This is a genomic window from Pseudoalteromonas sp. SWN166, assembly GCF_015864485.1.
In the GTDB taxonomy this organism is placed as follows: domain Bacteria; phylum Pseudomonadota; class Gammaproteobacteria; order Enterobacterales; family Alteromonadaceae; genus Pseudoalteromonas.
In genome coordinates, this window is sequence record NZ_JADYXB010000009.1 from 114,787 (window position 1) to 138,048 (window position 23,262).

Genomic DNA, 23,262 nt, shown 5'->3' on the forward strand with positions numbered 1-23,262 from the left:
GGAAGCCAGAAAATGAGCCAAACAGTAGCATCACAAACTGAGTATAACTATAAGGTTGTACGCCAATTCGCTATTATGACAGTGATTTGGGGCATCGTTGGCATGAGTATTGGGGTTCTGATTGCTGCCCAATTAGCTTGGCCAGCACTTAACTTTGATACACCATGGTTAACTTACTCTCGACTACGTCCGTTACACACGAACGCAGTAATTTTCGCATTTGGTACTAGTGCACTTTTTGCGACGTCTTATTACGTCGTACAACGTACTTGTCAAACGCGTCTTTTCTCAGACAAACTTGCCGCCTTTTCTTTTTGGGGTTGGCAGCTAGTTATTGTATTAGCTGTAATAACGCTACCTTTAGGTATTACTAGCTCAAAAGAATATGCAGAACTTGAATGGCCAATCGATATTTTAATCGCTGTGGTTTGGATTGTTTACGCAGTTGTATTTTTTGGTACTTTAATTAAGCGTAAAGTGTCGCACATTTATGTTGCTAACTGGTTCTACGCTGGCTTTATTATTACTGTTGCAGTGCTTCATATTGTAAACAGCATGGCAGTGCCTGTGTCGTTAACTAAATCATACTCAATCTATGCAGGTGCCGTAGATGCGATGGTTCAGTGGTGGTACGGACATAATGCTGTAGGCTTCCTACTAACTGCTGGTTTCTTGGGTATGATGTATTACTTTGTACCAAAACAAGCAGGTCGTCCGGTGTATTCATACCGTTTATCGGTAGTTCACTTTTGGGCTTTAATCTCATTATATATCTGGGCTGGTCCTCATCACCTTCACTACACAGCGCTTCCTGATTGGACGCAAAGTTTAGGTATGGTTATGTCTATTATCCTATTCGTACCGTCTTGGGGTGGTATGATTAACGGTATTATGACACTGTCTGGCGCATGGCATAAACTACGTACCGACCCAATACTGCGTTTCTTAGTTGTTTCATTGTCTTTCTACGGTATGTCTACGTTTGAAGGTCCTATGATGGCAATTAAATCTGTAAATGCGTTATCTCACTACACAGATTGGACAATCGGCCACGTACACTCAGGTGCGCTAGGTTGGGTTGCTATGATTTCAATTGGTGCTATTTACCACTTAATTCCTGCGTTATTCGCGCAAGGTCGTATGTATAGCGTTAAATTGGTTAATACCCACTTCTGGTTACACACTGTAGGTGTTGTTTTATACATCGTTGCAATGTGGATTTCAGGTGTAATGCAAGGTCTAATGTGGCGTGCAGTAAATGCTGACGGTACATTGATGTACAGCTTTGTGCAGTCTTTAGAAGCGTCGCATCCTTTCTATATCATGCGCTTTGTAGGCGGTGTATTCATCGTAGTAGGTATGTTAGTTATGGCTTATAACGTTTATCGCACTATTTCAGCTGAGAAAGAATCTCTGAAACTAGACGCGCAAGCACAATTAGCATAACGGAGTGAGATGATGAGCAATAAAAAGTCACAAAACAAACATGAAATAATAGAAAAGAACATTGGCCTTATGGCTATTCTGACTGTTTTTGCTATTAGCTTTGGTGCGTTAGTTGAAATTACTCCGCTAATGTTCCAAGACGATACAACTAAGCCTGTGGATGGTCTACGCCCACTTAGCGCACTTGAAATGGAAGGCCGGGATATATTTGTTAAAGAAGGTTGTCATACTTGTCATACGCAAATGATTCGTCCTTTTCGTGATGAAGTTGAGCGTTATGGTCACTACTCTGTAGCCGGTGAATCTGTTTGGGATCATCCGTTTTTATGGGGTTCTAAACGTACTGGTCCTGACTTGGCTCGTGTTGGTAAGCGCTACTCGGACGACTGGCACTATGCTCACTTAGTTGATCCACGTGCAGTGGTTCCTGAGTCGAACATGCCAGGATTTCCTTGGTTAGCAGAGAATACGCTTGATACCAGCCTCACTCTGAAAAAACTACAAATTTTCCGTGATAATTTTGGAATTGATAGCCGCACAGACCGTTACGGCGGTCTAGGTTATGGCAGCGACGAAGAGCTTCAAGCTGATGTTGATAAAGTTAATGCTATGAATGACGGCAAAGGCGCAACAGAAATACAAGCTCTAATCGCGTATTTACAGCAACTTGGTACCCACTTGAAGTAAAAATTATGGATTACGGAACATACAGAGGCATTTTGACTCTGGTAATTTTAGTATTGTTTATTGTGATTGTTGCATGGGCATATAGCAAGCGAAGCAAAACTCGTTTTGACAGCGCCGCTAATGCCATTTTCGAAGATGAAAAAAAACATGACAACACACTCTCTAACGAGGAAAAGGAGTCTGAAAAATGACTAGCTTTTGGAGTATTTGGGTTATTGTATTAACCCTATCATGTTTGTGCATTTTGTTTGGTTTACTCGTGTGGAATTTAAAAAACTACGCTGGTGTACCTGAAGGTGAAAGCTGCGGACATGAATATGATGGAATTGAAGAACTAAATAATCCACTGCCAAAGTGGTGGACTTACATGTTTTTCGCAACTTTTATTTGGTCTGTATATTACCTTGCGGCTTACCCAGGTTTAGGTAACTGGGAAGGTTTAGGTAAATGGACGAGCTCTAACCAAGGTATTACCTCTTTAGCTGAATCTAAAGAAGCGATTGCTAAAGCGAAAGAAGAAGGTCGTTTTGTAAAACTTGATAAAGAGTACGAAGCTGCAGAAGAACGCTTTGGTCCTATTTTTAATAGACTGGCGCAGGTACCTGTTTTAGATTTAGTTAATTCTAAGTTTGAAGGTGACGCTGCGCAGCAAGCTGCTCTTGGAAATGGCGACAAACATGAGCAAACAGATGGCCAAGTAGCCATTGAAATTGGTCAGCGTTTATTCTCACAAAACTGCGCGCAATGCCATGGCTCTGATGGACGTGGTGGTACTGGCTTCCCTAACCTAACTGATAAAGATTGGTTATATGGCGGAACACCTGACAAAATTAAAGAAACACTTCTTTATGGTCGTATTGCAGCAATGCCAGCTTGGGGTCCTGCTCTTGGCGAACAAGGCGTTAAAGAAATGACAGCACATGTGCTGAGCCTTTCTGGTCGTACTGTTAACCAAAAAGACGCAGACGCAGGTGCCGCTAAGTTTGCAATGTGTGCCGCATGTCATGGTGCTGACGGTAAAGGGTCGGTTGCACATAACCTACCATTTGGCGCGCCTAACCTGACTGATAACATTTGGTTATATGGTGGTTCTCAACGTGCTGTTGAAGAAACTCTTAACCACGGCCGTGCCGGTGTAATGCCTGCATGGAAAGACATTTTAGGTGAAGATAAGATTCACTTATTAACTGCCTATGTTTACAGTTTATCGCAAGATAAATAAGCACGCGGTTAATAAAATGTTTATAAATTAATTTATTTAATTCAATAGATTAATCCAGATCAAAAAAGCCTCCACTGTGAGGCTTTTTTTTAGTCTTTTACGTATAATTCCTATAAAATAACGCTTCCTAAACTTACTTTAGAGACACTATGCAACCTACTCCGTGGTATAAAAATTTTTGGCCTTGGTTTTTAATCTTTTTTCCGTTAGTTGCCATTATTGGCTGTATTAGCTTATTTATTACAGCAATAGGTAACGGCCCAGACATGGTTGTTGACGACTACTATAAAAAAGGTAAAGCAATAAACTTAGAACTGACTAAGTTTGAAAAAGCAAAGGCACTTTATTTACATGGCGAGTTAAATGTAACTAACGAACGTGTAAGCTTTAAATTTACAAAAGGCGACAGCAGCAATGTGCATGTGTTAAAACTCTCGTTTTACCATCGCACCATAAAAGCACACGACTTTGAAGCAACACTGACTCCTAATGCCAATCAAGAATTTACTGCATTACTTAATGAGTATACACCGGGTGCATATTCTGTATTTATTGAGCCAATAGATGGCAGTTGGAAAATGAAAGAAAATATAACGTTACCAACTGAACAAACCGTTTTAGTTACTCCTAATTATAAGTAGTCATAACTATGTCTAACTCTTGTTTTCATTGCCTTGAGAGTGTGCCAAATGGATTTAGTGCCAGCGTTATAATTGACGACAAAGCCCAGCCAATGTGTTGCATTGGCTGCCAAGCTGTTGCACAAAACATTGTTGACCAAGGTATGACCGATTACTACAAATACCGCACCGTACGTGCCGGTAAAGTAGAACAGCTAGTACCTGAGCAACTCGCATTTATAAAAAGTTATGACAACGAAGACATCCAAGACGAATTTATAGCGACTAACGATACTATCTCAGAGGTATTGTTAAGCGTTGAGGGTATAACCTGCGCAGCGTGTGCGTGGCTTATCGAAAAACAACTTTTAAATTTAAACACAGTTAAACGTGTTGATGTAAATACCTCAACCAACCGCGCTATGATTCAGTGGGATAAAACCAGAACCCCATTGAGTGAAGTAATTACCGCGCTTGCTAAGATTGGTTACAAAGCCTATCCATTTCAAGCCGATACTGAAGCACAACAAAAACAGCAAACTGCAAAAGCCTATATTCGCCGTTTAGGTGTAGCAGGCTTAATGACCATGCAAGTAATGATGTTTGCATTTGCCATGTACTTTGGCATGTTTTCAGGTATGGACAGTAATTTTGAGCAGTATTTTAGGTGGATCAGCTTAGTACTTGCCTCTCCCGTTGTTCTATATAGCGCACTGCCCTTTTTAACCAATGCTATAAATGGCTTAAAAGCTAAACAACTCAATATGGATTTACCTGTCTCGCTGGCTATTTTTGGTGCATTTGGTGCAAGCTGTTACGCTACATTTATGGAAGTGGGCGAGGTATATTTTGAATCTGTATGTATGTTTACCTTTTTGCTGTTATTGGGAAAATACCTTGAATTTAGAGCACGTTTAAAAGCGAGCGAGTTTACTGCCAACTTACAAAAACTACTGCCATTAACAGCGCGCACTATTAACGAAAGTGGTGACGAGCTTATAATTGCAGCAAAAAAACTAAAACTTAATGACATCGTACTTATTAAAGCGGGTGAGACAATTCCTGCCGATGGCGAACTCATTAAAGGTAAAACCACGGTTGATGAGTCTATGATGACCGGTGAACATCAACCCGTAACTAAATTTATTGGTCACAATGTTTATGCCGGTTGCGTTAACCACGATGGTGTTATTGAAATAAAAATCAATAAAATTGGCCAAAATACACTTTTAAATCAAATTATACGCCTACAACACAACGCACTCACTAAGCGGCCTAAGCTAGTTGAAATTACTGATAAAGTAGCTCAGTGGTTTATTGCGTGTTTACTCATATTTGCTTCGCTTACCGCTATTGGTTGGTACCAAATTGATCCAGAACACGCATTTTGGATTACTATTTCGGTTTTGGTTGCTACCTGTCCATGTGCGTTGAGTTTAGCCATACCTACCGCGCTTACCTGCGCCGTAGCAACACTTACTCGCAAAGGCGTGTTAATAAAACAAGCGCATGTGCTCGAAACACTCTCACAAATTACTTTATTTGCATTTGATAAAACAGGCACTCTTACACAAGGTAAATTTAGCCTTGATGAAGTCGATATAATCGATAAGCAATACACAAAAACACAAATCCTCGATATTGCAGCTAGGTTGGAGCGCTATTCTGAACACCCTATCGCTAGCGCATTTGATGAAATCACACCTGCTCAGCATAACCTTGATAACGTTGAAGTACACCCAGGGCTGGGCATTAGCGCACAAGATGCAACTCATCATTACGCAATTGGTAAAAGTGGTTGGTTTGATAGCAAAAAATCAAATGCACAAGCAAGCTTATATATAAATAAACAAGTTGTTGCACGTTTTTACTTTGTTGATAAAGTTAAAAATGATGCTAAAAAACTTATAGAGTCTCTTCAATCGCAAAACTTAACGTGTCATATGTTAACCGGTGACGCCTCAGATGCAGGCCAAAAAGTAGCAAAACAACTTAAACTCAAAAGCGTGCAATCTGGATGCTCCCCACAAGATAAACAAACAGCCGTTGAACAGTGGGCGTCACAAAACGAAGTGGTTGCTATGGTCGGCGATGGTGTAAACGACAGCCCAGTATTTGCCAGCGCACACTTATCAATTGCCATGGAAACAGGTGCAGATATATCTAAAAATAGCGCCGATGTGGTGCTTCTTAATAGCGATTTAGCCTCAATCGATCACTTACTTAATGTAGCTAAACAAACCAGGCGCATTATTAAGCAAAACCTTGCGCTGTCTTTATTGTATAATGCATCCATATTACCACTGGCAGCATTGGGCTTAGTTGCTCCGTGGATGGCTGTGATTGGCATGTCTGCCAGCTCAATTATTGTGATAAGCAACTCACTAAGGCTATTAAAGTTATGAGCATAATTTACATTTTGATCCCCATTGCTATTTTGTTTGTCATTATTGCTATAGGCGTTTTCTTTTGGGCTGTAAAAAGCGAGCAATTTTCTGACTTAAACAAGCAAGGTCACAGCATTTTGTTTGAAGACGACAAAGAGCAACATAACAAAAGTAATGATTGACCCTCTTTATACCAGCGCATTCTTAATGGGGCTAATAGGTAGCGGACATTGCATTGCCATGTGCGGTGGTATAGCAAGCTCATTACAACTGGCAAGTGATAAACGTAAAACGTTTACCTATTCATTTGCTTATAATATTGGACGTGCACTGAGCTACATGGCAGCAGGCGCGCTTGTTGCTGGAATTAGTAGCCAATTTGCACGGCAAAATACGTCTTTTTCTTTAGCCCTTTCATTCATTGCTGCTATTTTTATGCTCCTAGTCGGCGTGTATATAATGCGCTTAGGGCCCACTTTGCAATGGCTTGAAAAGGTTGGTAAAACCTTGGTGTGGCAGCACATTGTTAAGCTCAACAAATATTTAATGCCTATTAACACCCCTTTTAAAGCCCTAGGTTACGGTGCTCTGTGGGGATGGCTGCCTTGTGGTTTGGTATATTCAGCGCTTACATGGGCAATGACTAGCCCAAGTGCTTTAGATGGTGCTTTAGTGATGCTTTTTTTTGCTTTAGGTACTTTTCCGGCAATGATCACTTTAGGCGTTACTGCACAAAAACTAAATACTATTATTAACCACCCATGGACTCGCATTGTATTAGGCAGTGTTATAATTTGGTATGGTATCTACTTATTGATTATTGCAACCGACAAGCTGGTACACTAATCTAGACAACGTCGTGAATAAAAATTAAAAACGGATTAAATTATGGATTTTTCTCAAAGTCGCGCTAAGGGTAATTGTGCTATTAGCTGTAATAATTGCAGTATTAGTCAATTGTGTTTGCCATTTTCACTTAATGGCCAAGAAATGGATAAGCTTGACGAAATTATTGAGCGAAGAAAACCACTGCATAAAGGCGACTATCTATTTGAATCAGGCGCACCGCTGCAAGCTATATATGCGGTACGTTCTGGCTCATTTAAATCATACACATTATCAGAGCAAGGCGATGAGCAAATTACTGGTTTTCATTTAGCAGGCGACTTAGTGGGTTTTGACGCGATAAGTAAAATGGCGCATCAAAGCTTTTCGCAAGCGCTAGAAACGTCAATGGTATGCGAAATTCCATTTGATACGCTTGATGAGCTTGCTGGTAAATTACCAAAACTTCGCCAACAAATAATGCGTTTAATGAGCAGCGAAATTACATACGATCAAGAAATGCTGTTATTACTTAATAAAAAATCAGCAGAAGAGCGCCTAGCTAGTTTTATTTATAACTTATCTGAGCGTTTTGGCGAGCGTGGTTTTTCACGTAAAGAATTTAGATTTACGATGACTCGCGGTGAAATAGGCAACTACCTAGGCCTAACTGTAGAAACGATTAGTCGTTTATTAAGTCGTTTTCAAAAAGCGGACTTAATAAAAGTAGAGGGTAAATTTATTACTATTTTAGATAACGATGCCTTGGCTAAAACTGCAGCAATAGTAAAATCTCGTCAAATTAAATAGTTTGATTTAGAACAACAATTTATATGCTACCCCTTTAACTGTTTTATATTTACGTTACACTAAATGTACACCCGTTATGTAAATGGAGTAGCATATGAACACTATTAAACGCATTATTGCGGTTATTGACCCTACCAAAGATGATCAACACGGTTTAGCACGTTCAATAGATTTAGCTAAAAAGTCTGGCGCAAGTATTACCGCTTTTATGACGGTGTACGACTTCTCTTATGAAATGACAACCATGCTCTCTGGCGATGAACGTGAAGCAATGCGTGACGCCGTATTAAAAGATCGTGAGCTATGGCTAAACGATTTAGTCTCTCCTTATAAAGATATAAATATTGAAACCCAAGTGGTTTGGCATAATCGCCCTTACGAGGCCATAATCGATACCGTCATCGAGCAAAAATACGACTTAGTTATTAAAGGCACACATCAACACGGTGCACTTAAGTCAGTTATTTTTACCCCTACCGATTGGCACTTAGTACGTAAATGTCCCGCTCCTGTATTGTTTGTAAAAGAAATGGCATGGCCTGCTAACGGTAATATTTTAGCTGCTGTAAATGCGGTTAGCGAAAATGAAGAGCATGTAGCACTTAATAAACGCGTTATTAAAGATGCACAATTTTTATGTGAACTTGCCAACGCAAAGCTTAATTTAGTTAATGCCTACCCCGCTACACCGATTAATATAGCAATCGAAATCCCTGAGTTTAATCCTGGGCTCTATAACGAATCAGTTAAAAAGCATCACCATGAATCAACTAATGCATTGGCAGCTGAGTTTAATTTAAGCCAAGAGCAATGTTTTATTGAAGAAGGCCTACCTGAAGATGTAATTCCTGATGTGGCTAAGCGGTTAAATAGCGAATTAGTTGTTATTGGTACTGTTGGACGCACTGGCTTAAGCGCGGCGCTTGTGGGTAATACAGCAGAGCATGTAATTGATAGTCTAGACTGTGATGTACTGGCACTTAAACCTGACGGTTACGTAAGCCCGCTGGCAAAAAAACTAGATTAACCAAAAGATCTTTTAGCAAGTAGCTGCCCGCACATTACTTGCTGAAAATACCATGTTTAAATCGCTTTTAATTACATCCTAAACTCGCATATTCAGGTGGTTTGGGTATAATACGCCCCTTTATTTTTAGCAAATAACTTTGCTGTATTGTTTTACTAGGGGGCGTAATTGTCACACTCAGATCAAGCTAAAGCTCAATTTAACTTAAATAAGCTGCAAAAGCGTTTACGTCGCCAAACTGGTCAAGCCGTTATGGACTTCAATATGATTGAAGAAGGCGACCGCATAATGGTATGCCTTTCTGGCGGCAAAGACAGCTACACTATGCTCGAAATGCTCCAGCATTTAAAACGTGTTGCACCTATAAAGTTTGACCTTATTGTTGTAAACCTAGATCAAAAACAACCCGGTTTTCCTGAGCATGTATTGCCTGAGTACCTTGATAAACTAAATGTTGAATACAAAATAGTAGAAGAAGATACCTACAGTATTGTTACTGATATTATTCCTGAAGGTAAAACAACGTGTTCACTTTGCTCACGCTTACGTCGTGGTATTTTATACCGCACAGCAAAAGAGCTAGGCGCGACTAAAATAGCCCTTGGGCATCACCGCGATGACATGATTGAAACCTTATTTTTAAACATGTTTTATGGCGGTAAATTAAAAAGTATGCCGGCTAAATTAATGAGTGATAACGGTGAGCACATGGTTATTCGCCCTCTTGCATACTGCAAAGAAACCGATATAGCTCAATACGCATTTACACAAGGCTACCCTATAATCCCGTGTAACCTTTGTGGCTCACAAGAGAACTTGCAGCGTAAACATACAAAAGTAATGCTCGCTAAATGGGATGCAGAGCACCCTGGCCGTATTGAGAGTATTTTTACAGCCATGCAAAACGTCGTGCCTTCACATTTAGCTGATGCTGATTTGTTTGATTTTAAAAACTTACAAACAGGTGAAATCATTGATGGTGGCGATATTGCCCTTGATAAGCCTGACATACCTAAGGTGCCTGTAAGTAGCGAACTTGATGAACAAGAAGTGCCAAGTGTAGTTACTATAAATCTTAGCTAACTTTTAGTTATAGTTAGCTAAGATTTAAAGATTAAGGGTTTGTATTTATATACAAACCCTTAAATTTACCAATTCAGCATTGCGTTCTATTTTTAGCTCTCAGCTAAGCCTTGTAAAAACTCTAAACTTAACTTTTCTTGTGAATTGGCCTGGTACGGCAACTGTTGCAAACTATCGTATGCAAAATCAGTAATATCAAAATGACTTATTTCACTATTCCCAAAGCTGTTACGCTCACCGGGGCTTGGCGACATTCTCTCAATTACAAAATCACTTAAGCGCATATCTGTAATACCGTGAGGTAATACTGACCAATGGGCTTTTAAGTTTAGTGTTTGGCTTCTCTGTGTTAACCGCTCTTTAGATACTAAATGAGCAAGTGGTGTATCACCACTGTATAAATTAGCCCTAACACGATACAAACCACTTTTTATCACTGTTAAATTAGCTGGCACGACCATGTTTTCACCTTGTGCATATGCAGTTTCAAAACCTGTTAAAGTCGCACTTGGCGCCATATATTGAATTTGCGCAACTACGGGGACTTTTTTACCAGCAACATTACCCTCTACAAACACTTGCAAACTACGAGGGTAATCATCTTCGCCTTTAAAAGTGATAGTTGCCTCACCTTCACGTGCATTACCTGTATGGGTATTTAACACTTCTTTCGTGTCTGTATTTGCAAGTTCAACGACTACTTTACCAAGCCCTTGAGCGCTTACTTTTATTGTTATTTCTTCTGGGTATACAAAGCGATACTGCTTAAGGCTTAAAGTTAAAGCATCACCACTTTCACCAATCGGGCTCGATACAGGATAGAATTGATTTGGCTTTAATCGATCTTCATCTAAAGCGCTTAATGGCTGAGAATAAGGAGGAAACTTAAGTGCACTTTCATATTGCATAACCACTTGCTCCGCTGCTTTTGTTAGGTCTTCATTAAACACAATTTGTTTTTTTGATTGTGGTTTATTTACTTTAGGTACATCTATAGGAATTACTTTTACAGGTGATAAATCAGCTATACTAGTTGCCTGCTTTACCTTCGGCGCTATTGGCTCTACAACTCGATGAGTATTATTTTTACTTGTAAACCATAGCGAAAATAAAATAACGCTAATAATTAAAGCAACGACATAAAATTTTTTCATTAGTTAAATTTAATCCTTTATAAGGCGTATAGTTTTTAATACCAATCTGCTTATATATGGGGTCTATTTAACGTTAAGGAAATTACGCTAGAACTAGGCAAAAATTTTTGTATCTAGTTGTTCTAAATAAAAAATTTTTAACGACGTTATAGTGGAATTTAATTCGTTAAATTGATCAAAGATTTATGCAGATTGGTATAACTACACGCCTTGCATGTTATGGGATCACATTATAAATAAGTGCTGATGCGCTTAAATTATTTGAATCCTTAATATAACGATATTGTTTTTTCCAAAACCAACTACCTGTAGTTTTATCAAACGTATTAAAACCTACAGTGTCACCTTCCACATTTACGTTATTCATGGCTATTGTTACATTACCTTTTCGCTGCGCGTTGTGTATTTCGTTATGGCTATAACTGTCACTCATCATCATTGGATAATGGTTTGGCATAAAGCTACTTACTGCATCACCTTGCGATTTTAAATGGCCATTTGTATCAATACTTTGGCTACAACTTCCAAATGAGCGAGCTGAACTTGCACCACATGAAGAGTGCGATGCAACAACCGAATCATCATTCCCTTTTAAAAATCCACCTGTTAAACCTAAATACGCATTACCATCGGCAACAAAGCGTAAACGAGGTGTACGTGCATCAGGAAATGGCGATATTTTGCGGGCATTATTCACTTTTAAATCGTGTAATACACCAACGGCCTCGGTTACATCACTCCCTAGCCACCATTTGAGTGCGGCATCGACCGCAAAGTTCCATGATGCGCCAGTTAAAGCACTCACTGCAACATCAGCCAACTCACTTCCACCGCCCGCACCTGCTAAATCAAAGGTAGCCACAATATTAAGCGGCTGTAAGCCTGCGTTTTCTAACCAGTTTTCTTGATTATCAATAATATGGCGTGCAACTAAGTCTCCTGTTGAATGTGTTACAAATACACAGCCATCACTGCATAAATTAGAGCGTGAAATTTGCTTTAATTTTGGCCACACCCAATCAGTAGCAATTTTTCCTTCAATACGTTCATACGCAGGCCAATCAATTCGCTCATCTGCGCGATTATTCCAGTACGATTGCCAATATGTCTCACCATCATTGATTACATCACTACCCGACTTATTTGTTATTTGCGAAGTTTGTAAGCCGTGAATTAATATAATTTTGTAGTCTTTACTCGCTGCAGAAAAGCTCATTAACATAGCTAAACCCGCACCGAGTATGTGGCTTGGCTTAATTAATGTGTGTGTGCGTTTTTTGTTGTTCATACAATTCCTTAATGTTGTGTACTTGATATTTTATTATCATTTAAGGTATTCATGTTGGTTTGCGTAAACTTGTCAGCCTAAGCGCTCACTAGTATTAGGAACAACGGACAAAAATGCAACAATTTATTATCATTTAGGAAGGTATTGAAATTTATTTCATACTAATTAATGACTTAATAAAGCTATACTTGTTAAATTTGAAATTATTAGATGGTTTTCAAGGGGGATATTGAGGTAGTAAGACTAAAACGAGCACCATTAAAAGTGCCCGTTTTAGAATAAGGACGAAGCTAATCTAACCGTTGGCTTTAAGCTCACTGGTAAATTGCCCAATCGCATTCACAACTTCTTGTGCACCTTCTTGAATTTCCTGCATCACTTCACCAGATTCTTTAGATAGCGCTAAGCCTTGCTCTGCTTTTTCTTTACCTTTTTCTATTACCGCAACCGTATTTTGTGTTTGTGATTGATTGCGCTGTACCACTTCTACAATTTCTTCTGTCGCTTTTGAGGTACGCGATGCAAGCAGCCTAACTTCATCTGCAACCACAGCAAAGCCTCGCCCTTGCTCGCCAGCTCTAGCCGCTTCAATTGCCGCATTTAGTGCTAATAAATTTGTTTGCTCAGCAATACTACTAATGCTTTGTACAATACTCGATATTTGTTGCGACTGCTGATCAAGCGCTGAAATTTCATTTGCAGCTTGCTCCATGTTAATAGCCAACTCCGTCATTACAGCAACCGTATCTTGTATAACGCTCGCGCCTTGTTCAGCTTTTTTGTCTGTTTGAGTTGAGGTGCTATAGGCAATTTCGGCAGCTTGTGATATCGCAATTTCTTGATTTACTTGATCAGTGATAACAGTCGCAAACTTCATCACTTTATAAAGCTCATTAGCATCATTAGATATCGGGTTATATGACGCTTCTAGCCAAACAATATTGCCATGCTTATCAACTCGCTTAAAACGCTCTGCAATAAATTGTCCTTCTCTCAATTTAGTCCAAAATTGCAAGTACTCTTGGGAGTTTGATTCTGACGGTTCACAAAATGTACGGTGATGTTTACCTAATATTTCGCTTTCTTGATAACCCATTGCCGATAAAAACTGATCGTTTGCTTTTAAAACATGACCCTCTAAATCAAACTCAATCACTGCCATAGAACGGTAAATAGCTTTAATGGTATCGCTTTGCTCGCGAGAAGCCGTAATTGTTTTTGTAAGCACACTGCCAAATACAGAAAAATAGAGCAACTGATCTTGCTCCCCTTTTACAGGATGTACTATTAAACGTAACCATTCAGCTTTGCCGTCGCTGCGCATAACTTGTAATGCACCGCCCCAATGCCCTTCTTTTTTAATGGCTTGCTGTAGACTTTTAAATTCTGCAGATTGACGAGAAGACTCAGTAATAAAATCACTAAAAGAATTATTACTTAAGTCATCTTCGGTGTAGCCTAAATTACTTAAAAATTTATCATTAGCGTGCGAAATTCGCCCATCATAGAGGATATTAAGTACTAGCATCTCTCGATAAAGCCCTTCCCATACTTGCTGTAATGGGTAAAGTTCAGCTTTTAAAGACGCTATTTCATTTTGTTTATTTTTAGAAAAAAATATTAATATGCCCACTAATACAATCAATATAAAATTAATTTTAGTATAGGAGACATTTACCATAACGCGATAAATAATAAGAGTTTTAACCGCAACTACATATGAACACTTATATAAGTGAAAATGTACTTATCCAATAGCTTCGACGCAACGTAATCCTCAAGTTTAAAACTTTAATCTCTCATACAAACCTGATGCCCTAGATACGCTTTTATTCATTGCTAGTTGCAGTACTTTTTTGTCAGCCACCAGCTCAAAGGTGTTTTTAGCACGGGTTATTCCCGTATACACTAATTGCCTGTTAATACCCATGCGCGCTTGTTTTAGCGGTGGCAGTACCATAGCGGTGTAGCTAAATTCTGAGCCTTGTGATTTATGAATGGTCATTACATATACTTTATCGTGTGCAGGGAGTCGTGCAGGCGAAAATGCTCGTTGGTTACCTTGCTCATCAATAAATATAGCTTTGAGCTGCCCACTTTCATCGGGCATTAAAATACCAATATCGCCGTTAAATAACTTAAGCTGATAATCGTTTTGGCTCACCATAATAGGCATACCTGTATAATGATGAGTATTAGGACTTACACTAATTAAACCTTGCTGTTGTAATACGCGCTCTATTCGCTGATTTAAGCTATTAACGCCGTAATCGCCTTCTCGTACCGCAGCTAAAAGCTGATAACTTGCAAAAGCAGCATGCACCTGTGCAACACTTGCACCTTGGGCAATTAAGTTTAGGTATTTTGTATAATGACTTGCTGCACTTTTAACGAGTTTTTCTATTGGTTTTGCTACAAAGTCGTAATCTAAAATTACATCGTTAAAACGCCCTTCAGTACTTTCTTGCTCTACGTAATTTAAAATACCGGTGTTATTGGTGTTTACCGCAAGTGCGAGTTGACCAATGCCGCTTTGTGCATCAAACCGATAACTGTGCTGTAAAAAGGCAATGCAATCCGCGAGTTTAAATTCACTCACGCTTTGCGCTACGAGCTTAGGCTCATTATTAAAACATAAGCTATTTAGCTCATCACAACGTGCTTGCGAATAGCTTGGCGTTTGCCCAAGTGTTAAACCTTGGCATAAATCGCTCATTACACTGCCGGTATCTACCGAGGCAAGTTGATCTTTATCACCTAAGAGTATTAATCGCGCGTGCGCAGGCAACGCTTCTATTAATTTAGCCATTAGCGATAAATCGACCATACTGGCTTCATCAATAATTAGTACATCTAAATGCAGCGGATTACTTTTGTTATGCCTAAATTTGTTCGTGAACGGTTTTACGCCGAGTAAGCGGTGAATAGTTTGAGCGCTTTGCGGGATTAGCGTTTTTATATCATCAGGAATCGTTGTGAGCTTATCTTTAGCGCCCAAAATAGACTCACTTAAACGCGCGGCTGCTTTACCAGTAGGAGCCACCAGCTTAATGCTTAGCGGCGCCATTTTATAAAAAGACTGTAAAATAGCCAGTAACTTAGTTACCGTGGTAGTTTTACCTGTGCCAGGACCACCCGTGATCACACTAAAGCCTTTAGTTGCAGCAATCGCACACGCCACTTTTTGCCAATCTGTTTCAATTGTTGAGTCAGCAGGAAAATAGGTATTTAAAAGCCCTGCCAATACTTCATTATTTATATTGAGCTTACGCTCACTCATATTTAATAATCTATCAGCGAGTGTTTGCTCATAACCGGCAAGGCGCGCAAAATAAAGCCGGTCGTTGAACAGTTGCAGTGGTTTACTCTCGCCTACACTTTCATGGCTTTGTAAATAACTAAGCGCTGTGTGCACGTTAAAATCATCATTAAACGGGCTTAGCGTACTGGGTACATTACCATCGAGTTTATTAAAGTCGCCTTTGCGCAAGTTAAAAGGATTGCTCCAATCAACCTCATTTAAGGTTAAACAACTGTGTTGGCTTTGCTGCGATAAGCACAGCAGTAAAATAATATAAAACAATTCATTATGAACGTTTGATGCGTTATTAGCGCACAATAGCTCAGCGAGTTTTACATCAACGACACGTAGCCGATTTTCAGCTAATAGATACTCAAGTAACGGCACTTCGGTAATTGTATTCTTTATTGCAATGTCTTCTTGTACAGCATCTGGCGCTGTACTGTGTGCTACAACGGATGTTTCATCATTAAGCGTTTGGTCAATATCGTCAAACAAGCCAGGTTGCTCATTTAAATCGCTCATAGCATGGCTCCTTGGCTAAATAAGCCATCTAAAATAATCACTTGTTCTACAGTTAGCTTTTTAAAGTACACGCCTTGCCCTGCCGGCATTCCTCTTAAAAAGGTGTAATACACACCACCTAAATGGGTCTCTATTGAGTAATCGGCTATGCGTTGCTTTAATAAACGATGCAGCGCTACGGTGTAAATTAAATACTGCAAATGATACTGATGGCTGCTCATCGCTTGCTCAAGCATATCGCCTTCGTAATCAGCTGGCGAACTGCCTAAATAATTAGACTTATAATCTAAAATATAATATTTGCTTTGGTAGCAAAATATTAAATCGACAAAACCTTTTAATAAGCCTTTTACCTGCGAAAACTCAAGCTTACTTTGCGTAAAGCCAAAATGTTTAACCAGCATTTCGTTTAGCTTAGGTGCACTTAAGCTCTCAAGTGGTAAATTAAACTCCATTTCGACTAGGCAATCATTGGGTGTAAGCACACCTAATGAAAGAAGGCTGTCCTCCTGAGAGCTTTTATCTAGGGGGCACGCAAGAACATCAAGCACCCATTTTTCAGCCACTTCTCGCCATTGCTCACCTATATGATACTTTTCAAGGCTGCGTTTTACCACCTCAGCCAAATTCTGCTCGGTATTAGTTGGGTGAACGACTGGGCTGGTAAAATCTATTTGTTCAAATATTTCGTGCAAACAGCTACCAGATTTTGGCCCTTTAGGAAAACTATAAGGTGATGGCTGCTCGTCCTCTTGCACGGCAAATTCGTCTTTTTCGTGATCTTCATCACTTCGCCCTGGGGCTAATTGGTCGCTGTGCTTTTTAAAGCTCAATGCACTAAAGCTGGTTGCTCGCCAGTTACGCTCAATATTTGCCGTTACTTTATTAACACTTAGCGTTTGCTGCGCACTTTTACTGTTATTAAAGCAAAGTGTTCCCTGCTCTATTAACGTTTGCGAGGTAAATTGCTGATAGCTCATCGCGCTGTTAGCGTCGCAAAACTCACTTAAATGCGTGCGCCATGTTTGGCTACTCGCAAGCTCAAGCCCTGCAAATAACACGTGTCCTAGTGAACTACTTTGAATCGCTAAGCGGCTACTTTGCCCTTGCCCAATGTTATAAACCCCAAGTGCACAAAAATGTACGGCGCGAGTAAGTGCCACATACAGCAGGCGTAAATCTTCAGCTAGGCGCTCTTGCTCTGCTTTTTGCAGGGCATTTTCGTCTTTACTTAAATCGTAAACTAGCTTGCCATTATTATGATAAAGCGCTTCTTTTGTTTCGCGATAGCCACTGGCAAACGGCATAAATACCAGTGGGTATTCAAGCCCTTTTGAGGCGTGCATAGTGACTATTTTAACTAAGTTGGCGTCGCTTTCTAGGCGTACTTGCACGGTTTCGCCATCTTGTTGGCTTACCTTTTGAGCAAACCAGCGCAGTAAACGCAGCGTACCTTCAAGCTCTATTTGTTTTTGCTGAAGTATTTCACCCAAATGCCTAAAATCGGTTAACCAACGCTCAACGTTATACCCTAACCCTTGCCATTTAGCGCTAAGCTGATTGTGGCTCATTAAGCGCTCAAGCATTGCCATAGCACCTTGCTTGTTCCAAATGTGGCTAAGCTGTGCAAAAAAGTTTAAGTAGTCTTGCCATTTATTTTCATCATCAGCGAGTGCGTGTATTTCGTTATAACTTAAACAAAATAGTGGGCCAGCTAAAACACCGCGCAGCAATGACTCGTCATATTGACCATGCAGCGCTGTTAAAAAGTTAAGTAGGTGATGGCTAAGCTCTTGGCTAAAAACGCTTTCTCGCGATAAATACACGCTGGCTATTTTGGCATCATCTAGCGCTTTTTTCATTATTTGCGCTTCAACACGGTCGCGCACTAATATACAAATATCGGCAGCGCTTACTGGGTTACTGCCAATACACGCATCCCCTTGTTTTGCTTTTTCAAGCAGGGTCACTATTTTATTAGCAAAGTGAGTGGCTAAATGCGCTTGCCCTACACCTTTGTTAGTTGGTTTGTTTTTTTCATCGGCGGCTTCATCTACAAATACATTAAATTCGAATGCGGTAGCGGGTTTGCCATCAATTAAAAAAGAGTCATCCGCTTTTTTGCCTTTAGCAGCCACTGCGTTAAACGGTATGGCGTCGTTATAAATAAAGCTATTAGCGTGTTTGCCAAATAAGCTATTAACGCTATTGACTATATCGGTGCTTGAGCGAAAGTTAGTGCCCAGTGTAAATTGCTGATCAGTCTGTACAGCTTCTTTTGCGCCAATGTACGTAAAAATATCTGCGCCCCTAAAGCCATAAATAGCCTGTTTAGGGTCGCCTATCATGGCAAGCGTGGTATTTTGTTGCCCATAAATTTTACTAAAAATACCGTACTGAATCGGATCGGTATCTTGGAATTCATCAATCATGGCAACCGGAAACAACTGTGCAATTTTTTGTGCTAGTACGTCGCCTTGCTCGTTGTTAAGCGCGCTGTGTAAATTGGTCAGTAAGTCATCGGGGGTGATCACACTTTGCTCTTGCTTGCGCTTAACTATGGCAGCTTTTACCCAGCGTGCGGCGTGTTGTATAACTGCTATTTTGAGCCCTTGGTTTATGGTGTTGTTAAGGGCGGCAAGCTCATCAAATTGACTCAGTAATGGATGCACAAATAATGGTTGATTTTTTTTATAATTACCTGCATCGCTTAAGTTTTCTGTGCTCCATACTTCAAACGAATACTTGCTAGTGCCAAATTCAAAAAACAAATCGCCGCCTAAACAAAATGCCTCAAGCGCACCAAGGCTGCCTTTTCGTGCTGGCGTTTTAGACCCGCTTAAACCCGAGCCTTTTATAGCACCTATAAACTCTTGCTCTAACACCGCTTTTTTAAATGCGGGTACACGCATTATGTATTCATCGCGGGCTTTCCATACATCATCTAAATTTATTTGTGGTGTAATGTGCGCATTAGCTTTATTTAAAATACTCGCCACTTGAGAAAACAAAGCCTCTGGTGCGGCAAATACATCTAAAATAGCATCGGTGCGTTCTTTATTAAGTGGGTATACAAACGCACGCCAAAAATCTTTAATGGTTTCGAGCAGTATGTCGCGCTCATCTAAAATAAATTCGAGATTAAACGCCACACCCGACTCAAACGCATGTTGTTTTAGCATTCGCTGACAAAAGCCATGAATGGTAAAAATAGCGGCTTCGTCCATCGATTTAGCAGCCGCATCGAGTAAATCAAATGCGCGGTGTTTATCGTCAATTTTGGCAATTACGCCTTCGATCAGTTCGTCGTTTGGGTCTTGCCCAAGCAATGCGTCGCGCGCAGCAATAATTCGGCTGCGAACGCGGTCTTTAATTTCTTGGGTGGCGGCGTCGGTAAAGGTCACTACCAAAATTTGCTCAACACTGAGCGGCGTATTTAACTCACCGTCTATTTGCATGCCTAGTAAGTAACGCAAATAAAGACCTGTTATGGTGTAGGTTTTACCGGTACCCGCACTGGCTTCTATTAAACTTTGACCAATGAGCGGCATAGTTAGGGGGTTAAGCGCTTGCATGGTCACTCTCCTTTGCGTGCTCAAATAATGGTATGAGCAATTTATCGCTCCATTTTATAAATTCTTCTTGGCAGTCGTTTAGCGATTGCACTGTTAAGCGAATATACGGGTTTTCGCCCTCGCCTCGCCCTATGTATTGCGGGCTAAATTTACTCATTGCTTTTATTATATCGCCGCCACTTTTAACGTATTCATAACCACTTACCGGAAAAAACGGCACGGGCTCTTTGCGTAGCGCTTTGTATAACTCAAACCAATCAAGTAACAATGCATCGGCATCAGCTTTATTAATTGGCGCAAAGGTAATTTGCTTATCGAGCCCAAGTAGCAACGTTTCTACTTGTTGATCCATACTTTGCGCTGCAAGGTGATAAATAAAGCCTTTAATTAAATCTTTCGCTTTAATACTCGCGCTGCGGTAAAACACTTGTTTTTGCAAATACACATGATTGAGCCAGCCCTCTATTTTAGTGCCTTCAATGGTAAGCAAAACTTCTATCGGCTCACTTTTCCCGCCTTTAATATGCTCTTTTACTTGCCCTGCAAGCGCATCAACTCGGTGCTCCATACTTTCAAATATGAGGCTGCCTACATTGGCTTGAGGTAACTCACCTCGCTGCAGTATTTGCTCGGTACTTAGGGGTTGCTCGTTTATATTGGCTTTAAGTATTTCATCAAGATAAAAATAACGGCGCAGTGCATCTAAACTAAATGGCTCTTCGTCTTTTGCTACTTCGTTAAATTGTGGTAGGCGTAAACCCAATGTTTGTTGATAAAAGCTCTCTTGTGCACTGCACACACTTCTAATAAACACATCGAGATCTAACTGATCAGGCACAGCAACATCAAGCGCGGTAACTGGCTCTGGTTTAATTGACTCACTTGGCAGCCAAATAGGGTTGTAGCTGTGGTTGCTCAGCACAGTATTGGCTTGCTCATCGGCTAAATAGTAATGGCTATTAAAGGGCTGTAAATGCTGCTGATTAATTAGACATGCGGGCAGCGTTTTTTCGCTTTTATCGCTTAATACAAAACTACGCCCAATATATTCTAACAGCTCGCTTACAAGGGTTGATGGCATGCGCGGTTGGTTATCAAAACACGAGCGACCAATGTAACTCATGTATAAGTTGTCGCGGGCACTCAATAGCGCCTCTAAAAATAAATAACGGTCATCTAATTTACGTGATCGGTCACCTTTTTGCTTTTTAGAATACGGCACCAAGTCAAAACCAATGGGCTGTACGTTACGCGGATAATCGGCATCGTTTAAACCAAGCATACATACCACTTTAAATGGTACGGCGCGCATTGGCATCAATGTACAAAAGTTTACTTGGCCTACTAAAAACCGCTGCCCTACGCCTTTTTCTTGAATGCCTTGCTTAATTAAATAACTAACAATACGCTGCGAAACCGCCTTGCTGTAATCGCCGTTGTCGTGGTGCTTTTGTAACTCTTCGAGCACGTTTTGCAGCACTAATAAATCCCAGCTGTCGTCGCTTTCACTTTCGTATATCGCGTTTAATAGCTCGCTTAAAATATGCGCTTTATTAGTGAGCGTGTCATCAGGCATTAGCTGCTCTTTAAAGCTTTGCAGTACATCAATAAAGTGCACGAGCTTATTTAGCGTATCAAGCGCCATGCCTTCTACTTCGTCAGCGCTGTAAATACCGTTAAACGGGCATTGTTCGTCGCGCATAGCAATACCAAGCAGTAAACGGTTAAGCCCATGTTGCCAGGTATTTAAATCGATAGCGGGTAAATCAAAGCTTCTTTTATGCGCTGCGTTTATACCCCATTTAACCCCAACACGTTCAAGCCAGTATTGAATTTGCTCGTATTCGTGTGCTTCAAGCCCAAATTTTTCGGCTATTTGCGTCACTTGTAATAAATCGAGAATATCCGACACACCAAAGCGCGAAAACGGTAAGTTAGCTAAACTCGCAAATGAACTAAGGACAGGCTTTTCTTGCTCTATGGCTAAATCGGCCAATGCGTAAGGAATAAAGCGGCTGCCTTGTGCTCCGCCAAATACGGCTTCAATATAAGGGCTGTAAGTGCCTACATCGGGCATCATGACAATTATGTCTTTGGGGGTAAGCGTTGGGTTTTGATTAAACAAGTTAAGTAAGTAGTCGTGCAAGCGCTCAACTTCTCTGAGCGGTGTATGGCAATCGCTGAGCGTAATACTGGTGTCGGTTGCGCTGATTGGTAATTTACCTTCGTCGTTTATAAACCACTCTTTGTTATCGGTCAGTGATTCGCCTTTAAACGCAAGCTGATAAATCTCGCTTTGTACTTGCCCTAGTAAGGTGTCGTCAAACACATCAATAAAACCATCAATCCAACGGGCATCTAACTGTACAAGTTGTTCAAAATAGTCGCGACCTAATTTACCCCACGACGATAACAACGGATTACCTATAAAGTAGTATTCTTCATCTGGGTTGGTTTGTTTTTTTTGTTGCGCTTCCACCAGCGGCATTTTGGCGTATTTAGCGCTTATTTTAGCCGCTGTTTTTTCATCTATAATATCGCCCCAGTAGTGCTCACTCGGATTAAAAAAGAATAATATAACCTCTGTTTTTTTACTCAGTGCTTCAAATACGTCAAGCTGGGAGCTGGCAATTGCCGATATGCCAAATAAGCTAATGCGTTGTGGCAGTAAGCTATTATCCATAGTCTCAAGTGCTGCTAGTAACTGCCCTTGCATATTAGCGCGATGAAATTGGCTTTGCCCGAGGTCTTGGCTTAGTTTTACAATGCGTCGCCATAAATCAGGTTGCCATGGGGATATTGTTACATCTACATCATCAAGCTCATCTTTACCGCTATCCCATGTGGCTATCCAGTGCGGTCGGTACATTAAATATTGGTCATACACATCGGCTATTTTTTCGCACAATGCAAAGGTTTTTTGTCCGTCGATATCGCCTTCTAAATAGGTTTTTAGCGGTAAATATAGCGGCTCATCAATACAGTTTGGTAAAATTGCAAACAGTTTCCAAGCAAGGTTAGGTTTATTAAACGCCGACTCTTTAGGGACATTTGGCAATAATTGCTGATACAACTGCCAAATAAAGCTCGACGGCAGCGGAAAATCGACCTGCGCTGCAACCCCTAAGTTTTCGCTCAAACCTATTTTTAACCACTGCGACATACCCGGCGATTGCACTAGCACCACTTCTTTGTCGAACGGACTTTGCAATGGGTTTACTTTTAACAGCTGGTGGAACTGCGCTTGCAGAGCTTCCATCCGGTTTGATTGAATAATATTTAGCATATAACACGGTCCTTGCTTGAGATAAA

Annotated in this window: 17 protein-coding genes; 11 read left to right on the forward strand and 6 right to left on the reverse strand. The window is 40.4% G+C overall.

Annotation, left to right across the window (positions count from 1 at the left end; all coding sequences use genetic code 11):
* Positions 1-12 precede the first annotated feature (12 nt).
* From ccoN to ttcA, 11 genes are all read left to right on the forward strand, one after another.
* Complete coding sequence (ccoN, locus tag I6F49_RS07910; RefSeq protein WP_166420780.1) at positions 13-1,446, forward strand: cytochrome-c oxidase, cbb3-type subunit I; 1,434 nt, start codon at positions 13-15, stop codon at positions 1,444-1,446.
* Positions 1,447-1,458: 12 nt separating this feature from the next.
* Positions 1,459-2,133, forward strand: a complete 675-nt coding sequence (ccoO, locus tag I6F49_RS07915; protein ID WP_197179668.1) for a cytochrome-c oxidase, cbb3-type subunit II — start codon at positions 1,459-1,461, stop codon at positions 2,131-2,133.
* A gap of 5 nt (positions 2,134-2,138) precedes the next feature.
* Positions 2,139-2,324: a cbb3-type cytochrome oxidase subunit 3 gene (locus I6F49_RS07920; RefSeq protein ID WP_010554061.1), complete on the forward strand. Its 186-nt coding sequence runs from the start codon at positions 2,139-2,141 to the stop codon at positions 2,322-2,324.
* Positions 2,321-3,355 (forward strand): cytochrome-c oxidase, cbb3-type subunit III, encoded by a 1,035-nt coding sequence (gene ccoP / locus I6F49_RS07925; protein ID WP_197179633.1) that lies wholly within the window; start codon positions 2,321-2,323, stop codon positions 3,353-3,355. The genes I6F49_RS07920 and ccoP overlap by 4 nt, the downstream gene beginning before the upstream one ends.
* Before the next feature lie 149 nt (positions 3,356-3,504).
* On the forward strand, positions 3,505-3,996 hold the full coding sequence (locus I6F49_RS07930) for a FixH family protein (protein WP_166420777.1): 492 nt from the start codon (positions 3,505-3,507) through the stop codon (positions 3,994-3,996).
* 8 nt (positions 3,997-4,004) lie between these two features.
* Positions 4,005-6,380 carry a heavy metal translocating P-type ATPase gene (locus I6F49_RS07935; protein WP_197179635.1) on the forward strand — a complete coding sequence of 792 codons (2,376 nt, stop codon included), beginning with the start codon at positions 4,005-4,007 and terminating at the stop codon, positions 6,378-6,380.
* On the forward strand, positions 6,377-6,544 hold the full coding sequence (ccoS, locus tag I6F49_RS07940) for a cbb3-type cytochrome oxidase assembly protein CcoS (protein WP_002963071.1): 168 nt from the start codon (positions 6,377-6,379) through the stop codon (positions 6,542-6,544). The genes I6F49_RS07935 and ccoS overlap by 4 nt, the downstream gene beginning before the upstream one ends.
* Complete coding sequence (locus I6F49_RS07945) at positions 6,537-7,208, forward strand: sulfite exporter TauE/SafE family protein (RefSeq protein ID WP_197179637.1); 672 nt, start codon at positions 6,537-6,539, stop codon at positions 7,206-7,208. Before ccoS ends, I6F49_RS07945 begins: the two co-directional genes overlap by 8 nt.
* A 42-nt stretch (positions 7,209-7,250) precedes the next feature.
* A complete protein-coding gene (locus I6F49_RS07950) occupies positions 7,251-7,997 on the forward strand; it encodes an FNR family transcription factor (protein ID WP_197179639.1) in 747 nt (248 codons plus the stop codon).
* A gap of 94 nt (positions 7,998-8,091) precedes the next feature.
* Positions 8,092-9,024, forward strand: a complete 933-nt coding sequence (gene uspE / locus I6F49_RS07955) for a universal stress protein UspE (protein WP_197179641.1) — start codon at positions 8,092-8,094, stop codon at positions 9,022-9,024.
* Positions 9,025-9,192: 168 nt separating this feature from the next.
* A complete protein-coding gene (gene ttcA / locus I6F49_RS07960; protein ID WP_197179643.1) occupies positions 9,193-10,107 on the forward strand; it encodes a tRNA 2-thiocytidine(32) synthetase TtcA in 915 nt (304 codons plus the stop codon).
* 92 nt (positions 10,108-10,199) lie between these two features.
* Here the strand turns inward: ttcA and I6F49_RS07965 are convergent, their stop codons facing one another.
* The 6 genes from I6F49_RS07965 to recC all read right to left on the reverse strand — a co-directional run bounded on the left by I6F49_RS07965 (position 10,200) and on the right by recC (position 23,236).
* On the reverse strand, positions 10,200-11,261 hold the full coding sequence (locus tag I6F49_RS07965; RefSeq protein ID WP_197179645.1) for a hypothetical protein: 1,062 nt from the start codon (positions 11,259-11,261) through the stop codon (positions 10,200-10,202).
* A 217-nt stretch (positions 11,262-11,478) separates the two neighbouring features.
* Positions 11,479-12,549 carry a hypothetical protein gene (locus tag I6F49_RS07970; protein ID WP_197179647.1) on the reverse strand — a complete coding sequence of 357 codons (1,071 nt, stop codon included), beginning with the start codon at positions 12,547-12,549 and terminating at the stop codon, positions 11,479-11,481.
* 295 nt (positions 12,550-12,844) lie between these two features.
* Positions 12,845-14,170 carry a methyl-accepting chemotaxis protein gene (locus tag I6F49_RS07975; protein ID WP_197179670.1) on the reverse strand — a complete coding sequence of 442 codons (1,326 nt, stop codon included), beginning with the start codon at positions 14,168-14,170 and terminating at the stop codon, positions 12,845-12,847.
* A 162-nt stretch (positions 14,171-14,332) separates the two neighbouring features.
* On the reverse strand, positions 14,333-16,375 hold the full coding sequence (gene recD, locus I6F49_RS07980; protein WP_197179649.1) for an exodeoxyribonuclease V subunit alpha: 2,043 nt from the start codon (positions 16,373-16,375) through the stop codon (positions 14,333-14,335).
* Positions 16,372-19,950, reverse strand: a complete 3,579-nt coding sequence (recB, locus tag I6F49_RS07985; RefSeq protein ID WP_197179651.1) for an exodeoxyribonuclease V subunit beta — start codon at positions 19,948-19,950, stop codon at positions 16,372-16,374. Before recB ends, recD begins: the two co-directional genes overlap by 4 nt.
* On the reverse strand, positions 19,937-23,236 hold the full coding sequence (recC, locus tag I6F49_RS07990; protein WP_197179653.1) for an exodeoxyribonuclease V subunit gamma: 3,300 nt from the start codon (positions 23,234-23,236) through the stop codon (positions 19,937-19,939). Before recC ends, recB begins: the two co-directional genes overlap by 14 nt.
* Between the last annotated feature and the right edge of the window lie 26 nt (positions 23,237-23,262).

Excerpts from the sequence above, each read along its gene's own strand:
- I6F49_RS07970 (WP_197179647.1), bottom strand. The coding sequence starts at position 12,549 with ATGAACAACAAAAAACGCACACACACATTAATTAAGCCAAGCCACATA.
- ccoO (WP_197179668.1), top strand. The coding sequence starts at position 1,459 with ATGAGCAATAAAAAGTCACAAAACAAACATGAAATAATAGAAAAGAAC.
- recB (WP_197179651.1), bottom strand. The coding sequence starts at position 19,950 with ATGCAAGCGCTTAACCCCCTAACTATGCCGCTCATTGGTCAAAGTTTA.
- recC (WP_197179653.1), bottom strand. The coding sequence starts at position 23,236 with ATGCTAAATATTATTCAATCAAACCGGATGGAAGCTCTGCAAGCGCAG.
- uspE (WP_197179641.1), top strand. The coding sequence starts at position 8,092 with ATGAACACTATTAAACGCATTATTGCGGTTATTGACCCTACCAAAGAT.
- recD (WP_197179649.1), bottom strand. The coding sequence starts at position 16,375 with ATGAGCGATTTAAATGAGCAACCTGGCTTGTTTGACGATATTGACCAA.
- I6F49_RS07930 (WP_166420777.1), top strand. The coding sequence starts at position 3,505 with ATGCAACCTACTCCGTGGTATAAAAATTTTTGGCCTTGGTTTTTAATC.
- I6F49_RS07965 (WP_197179645.1), bottom strand. The coding sequence starts at position 11,261 with ATGAAAAAATTTTATGTCGTTGCTTTAATTATTAGCGTTATTTTATTT.
- ccoN (WP_166420780.1), top strand. The coding sequence starts at position 13 with ATGAGCCAAACAGTAGCATCACAAACTGAGTATAACTATAAGGTTGTA.
- I6F49_RS07945 (WP_197179637.1), top strand. The coding sequence starts at position 6,537 with ATGATTGACCCTCTTTATACCAGCGCATTCTTAATGGGGCTAATAGGT.
- ccoS (WP_002963071.1), top strand. The coding sequence starts at position 6,377 with ATGAGCATAATTTACATTTTGATCCCCATTGCTATTTTGTTTGTCATT.
- I6F49_RS07920 (WP_010554061.1), top strand. The coding sequence starts at position 2,139 with ATGGATTACGGAACATACAGAGGCATTTTGACTCTGGTAATTTTAGTA.
- I6F49_RS07935 (WP_197179635.1), top strand. The coding sequence starts at position 4,005 with ATGTCTAACTCTTGTTTTCATTGCCTTGAGAGTGTGCCAAATGGATTT.
- I6F49_RS07950 (WP_197179639.1), top strand. The coding sequence starts at position 7,251 with ATGGATTTTTCTCAAAGTCGCGCTAAGGGTAATTGTGCTATTAGCTGT.
- ccoP (WP_197179633.1), top strand. The coding sequence starts at position 2,321 with ATGACTAGCTTTTGGAGTATTTGGGTTATTGTATTAACCCTATCATGT.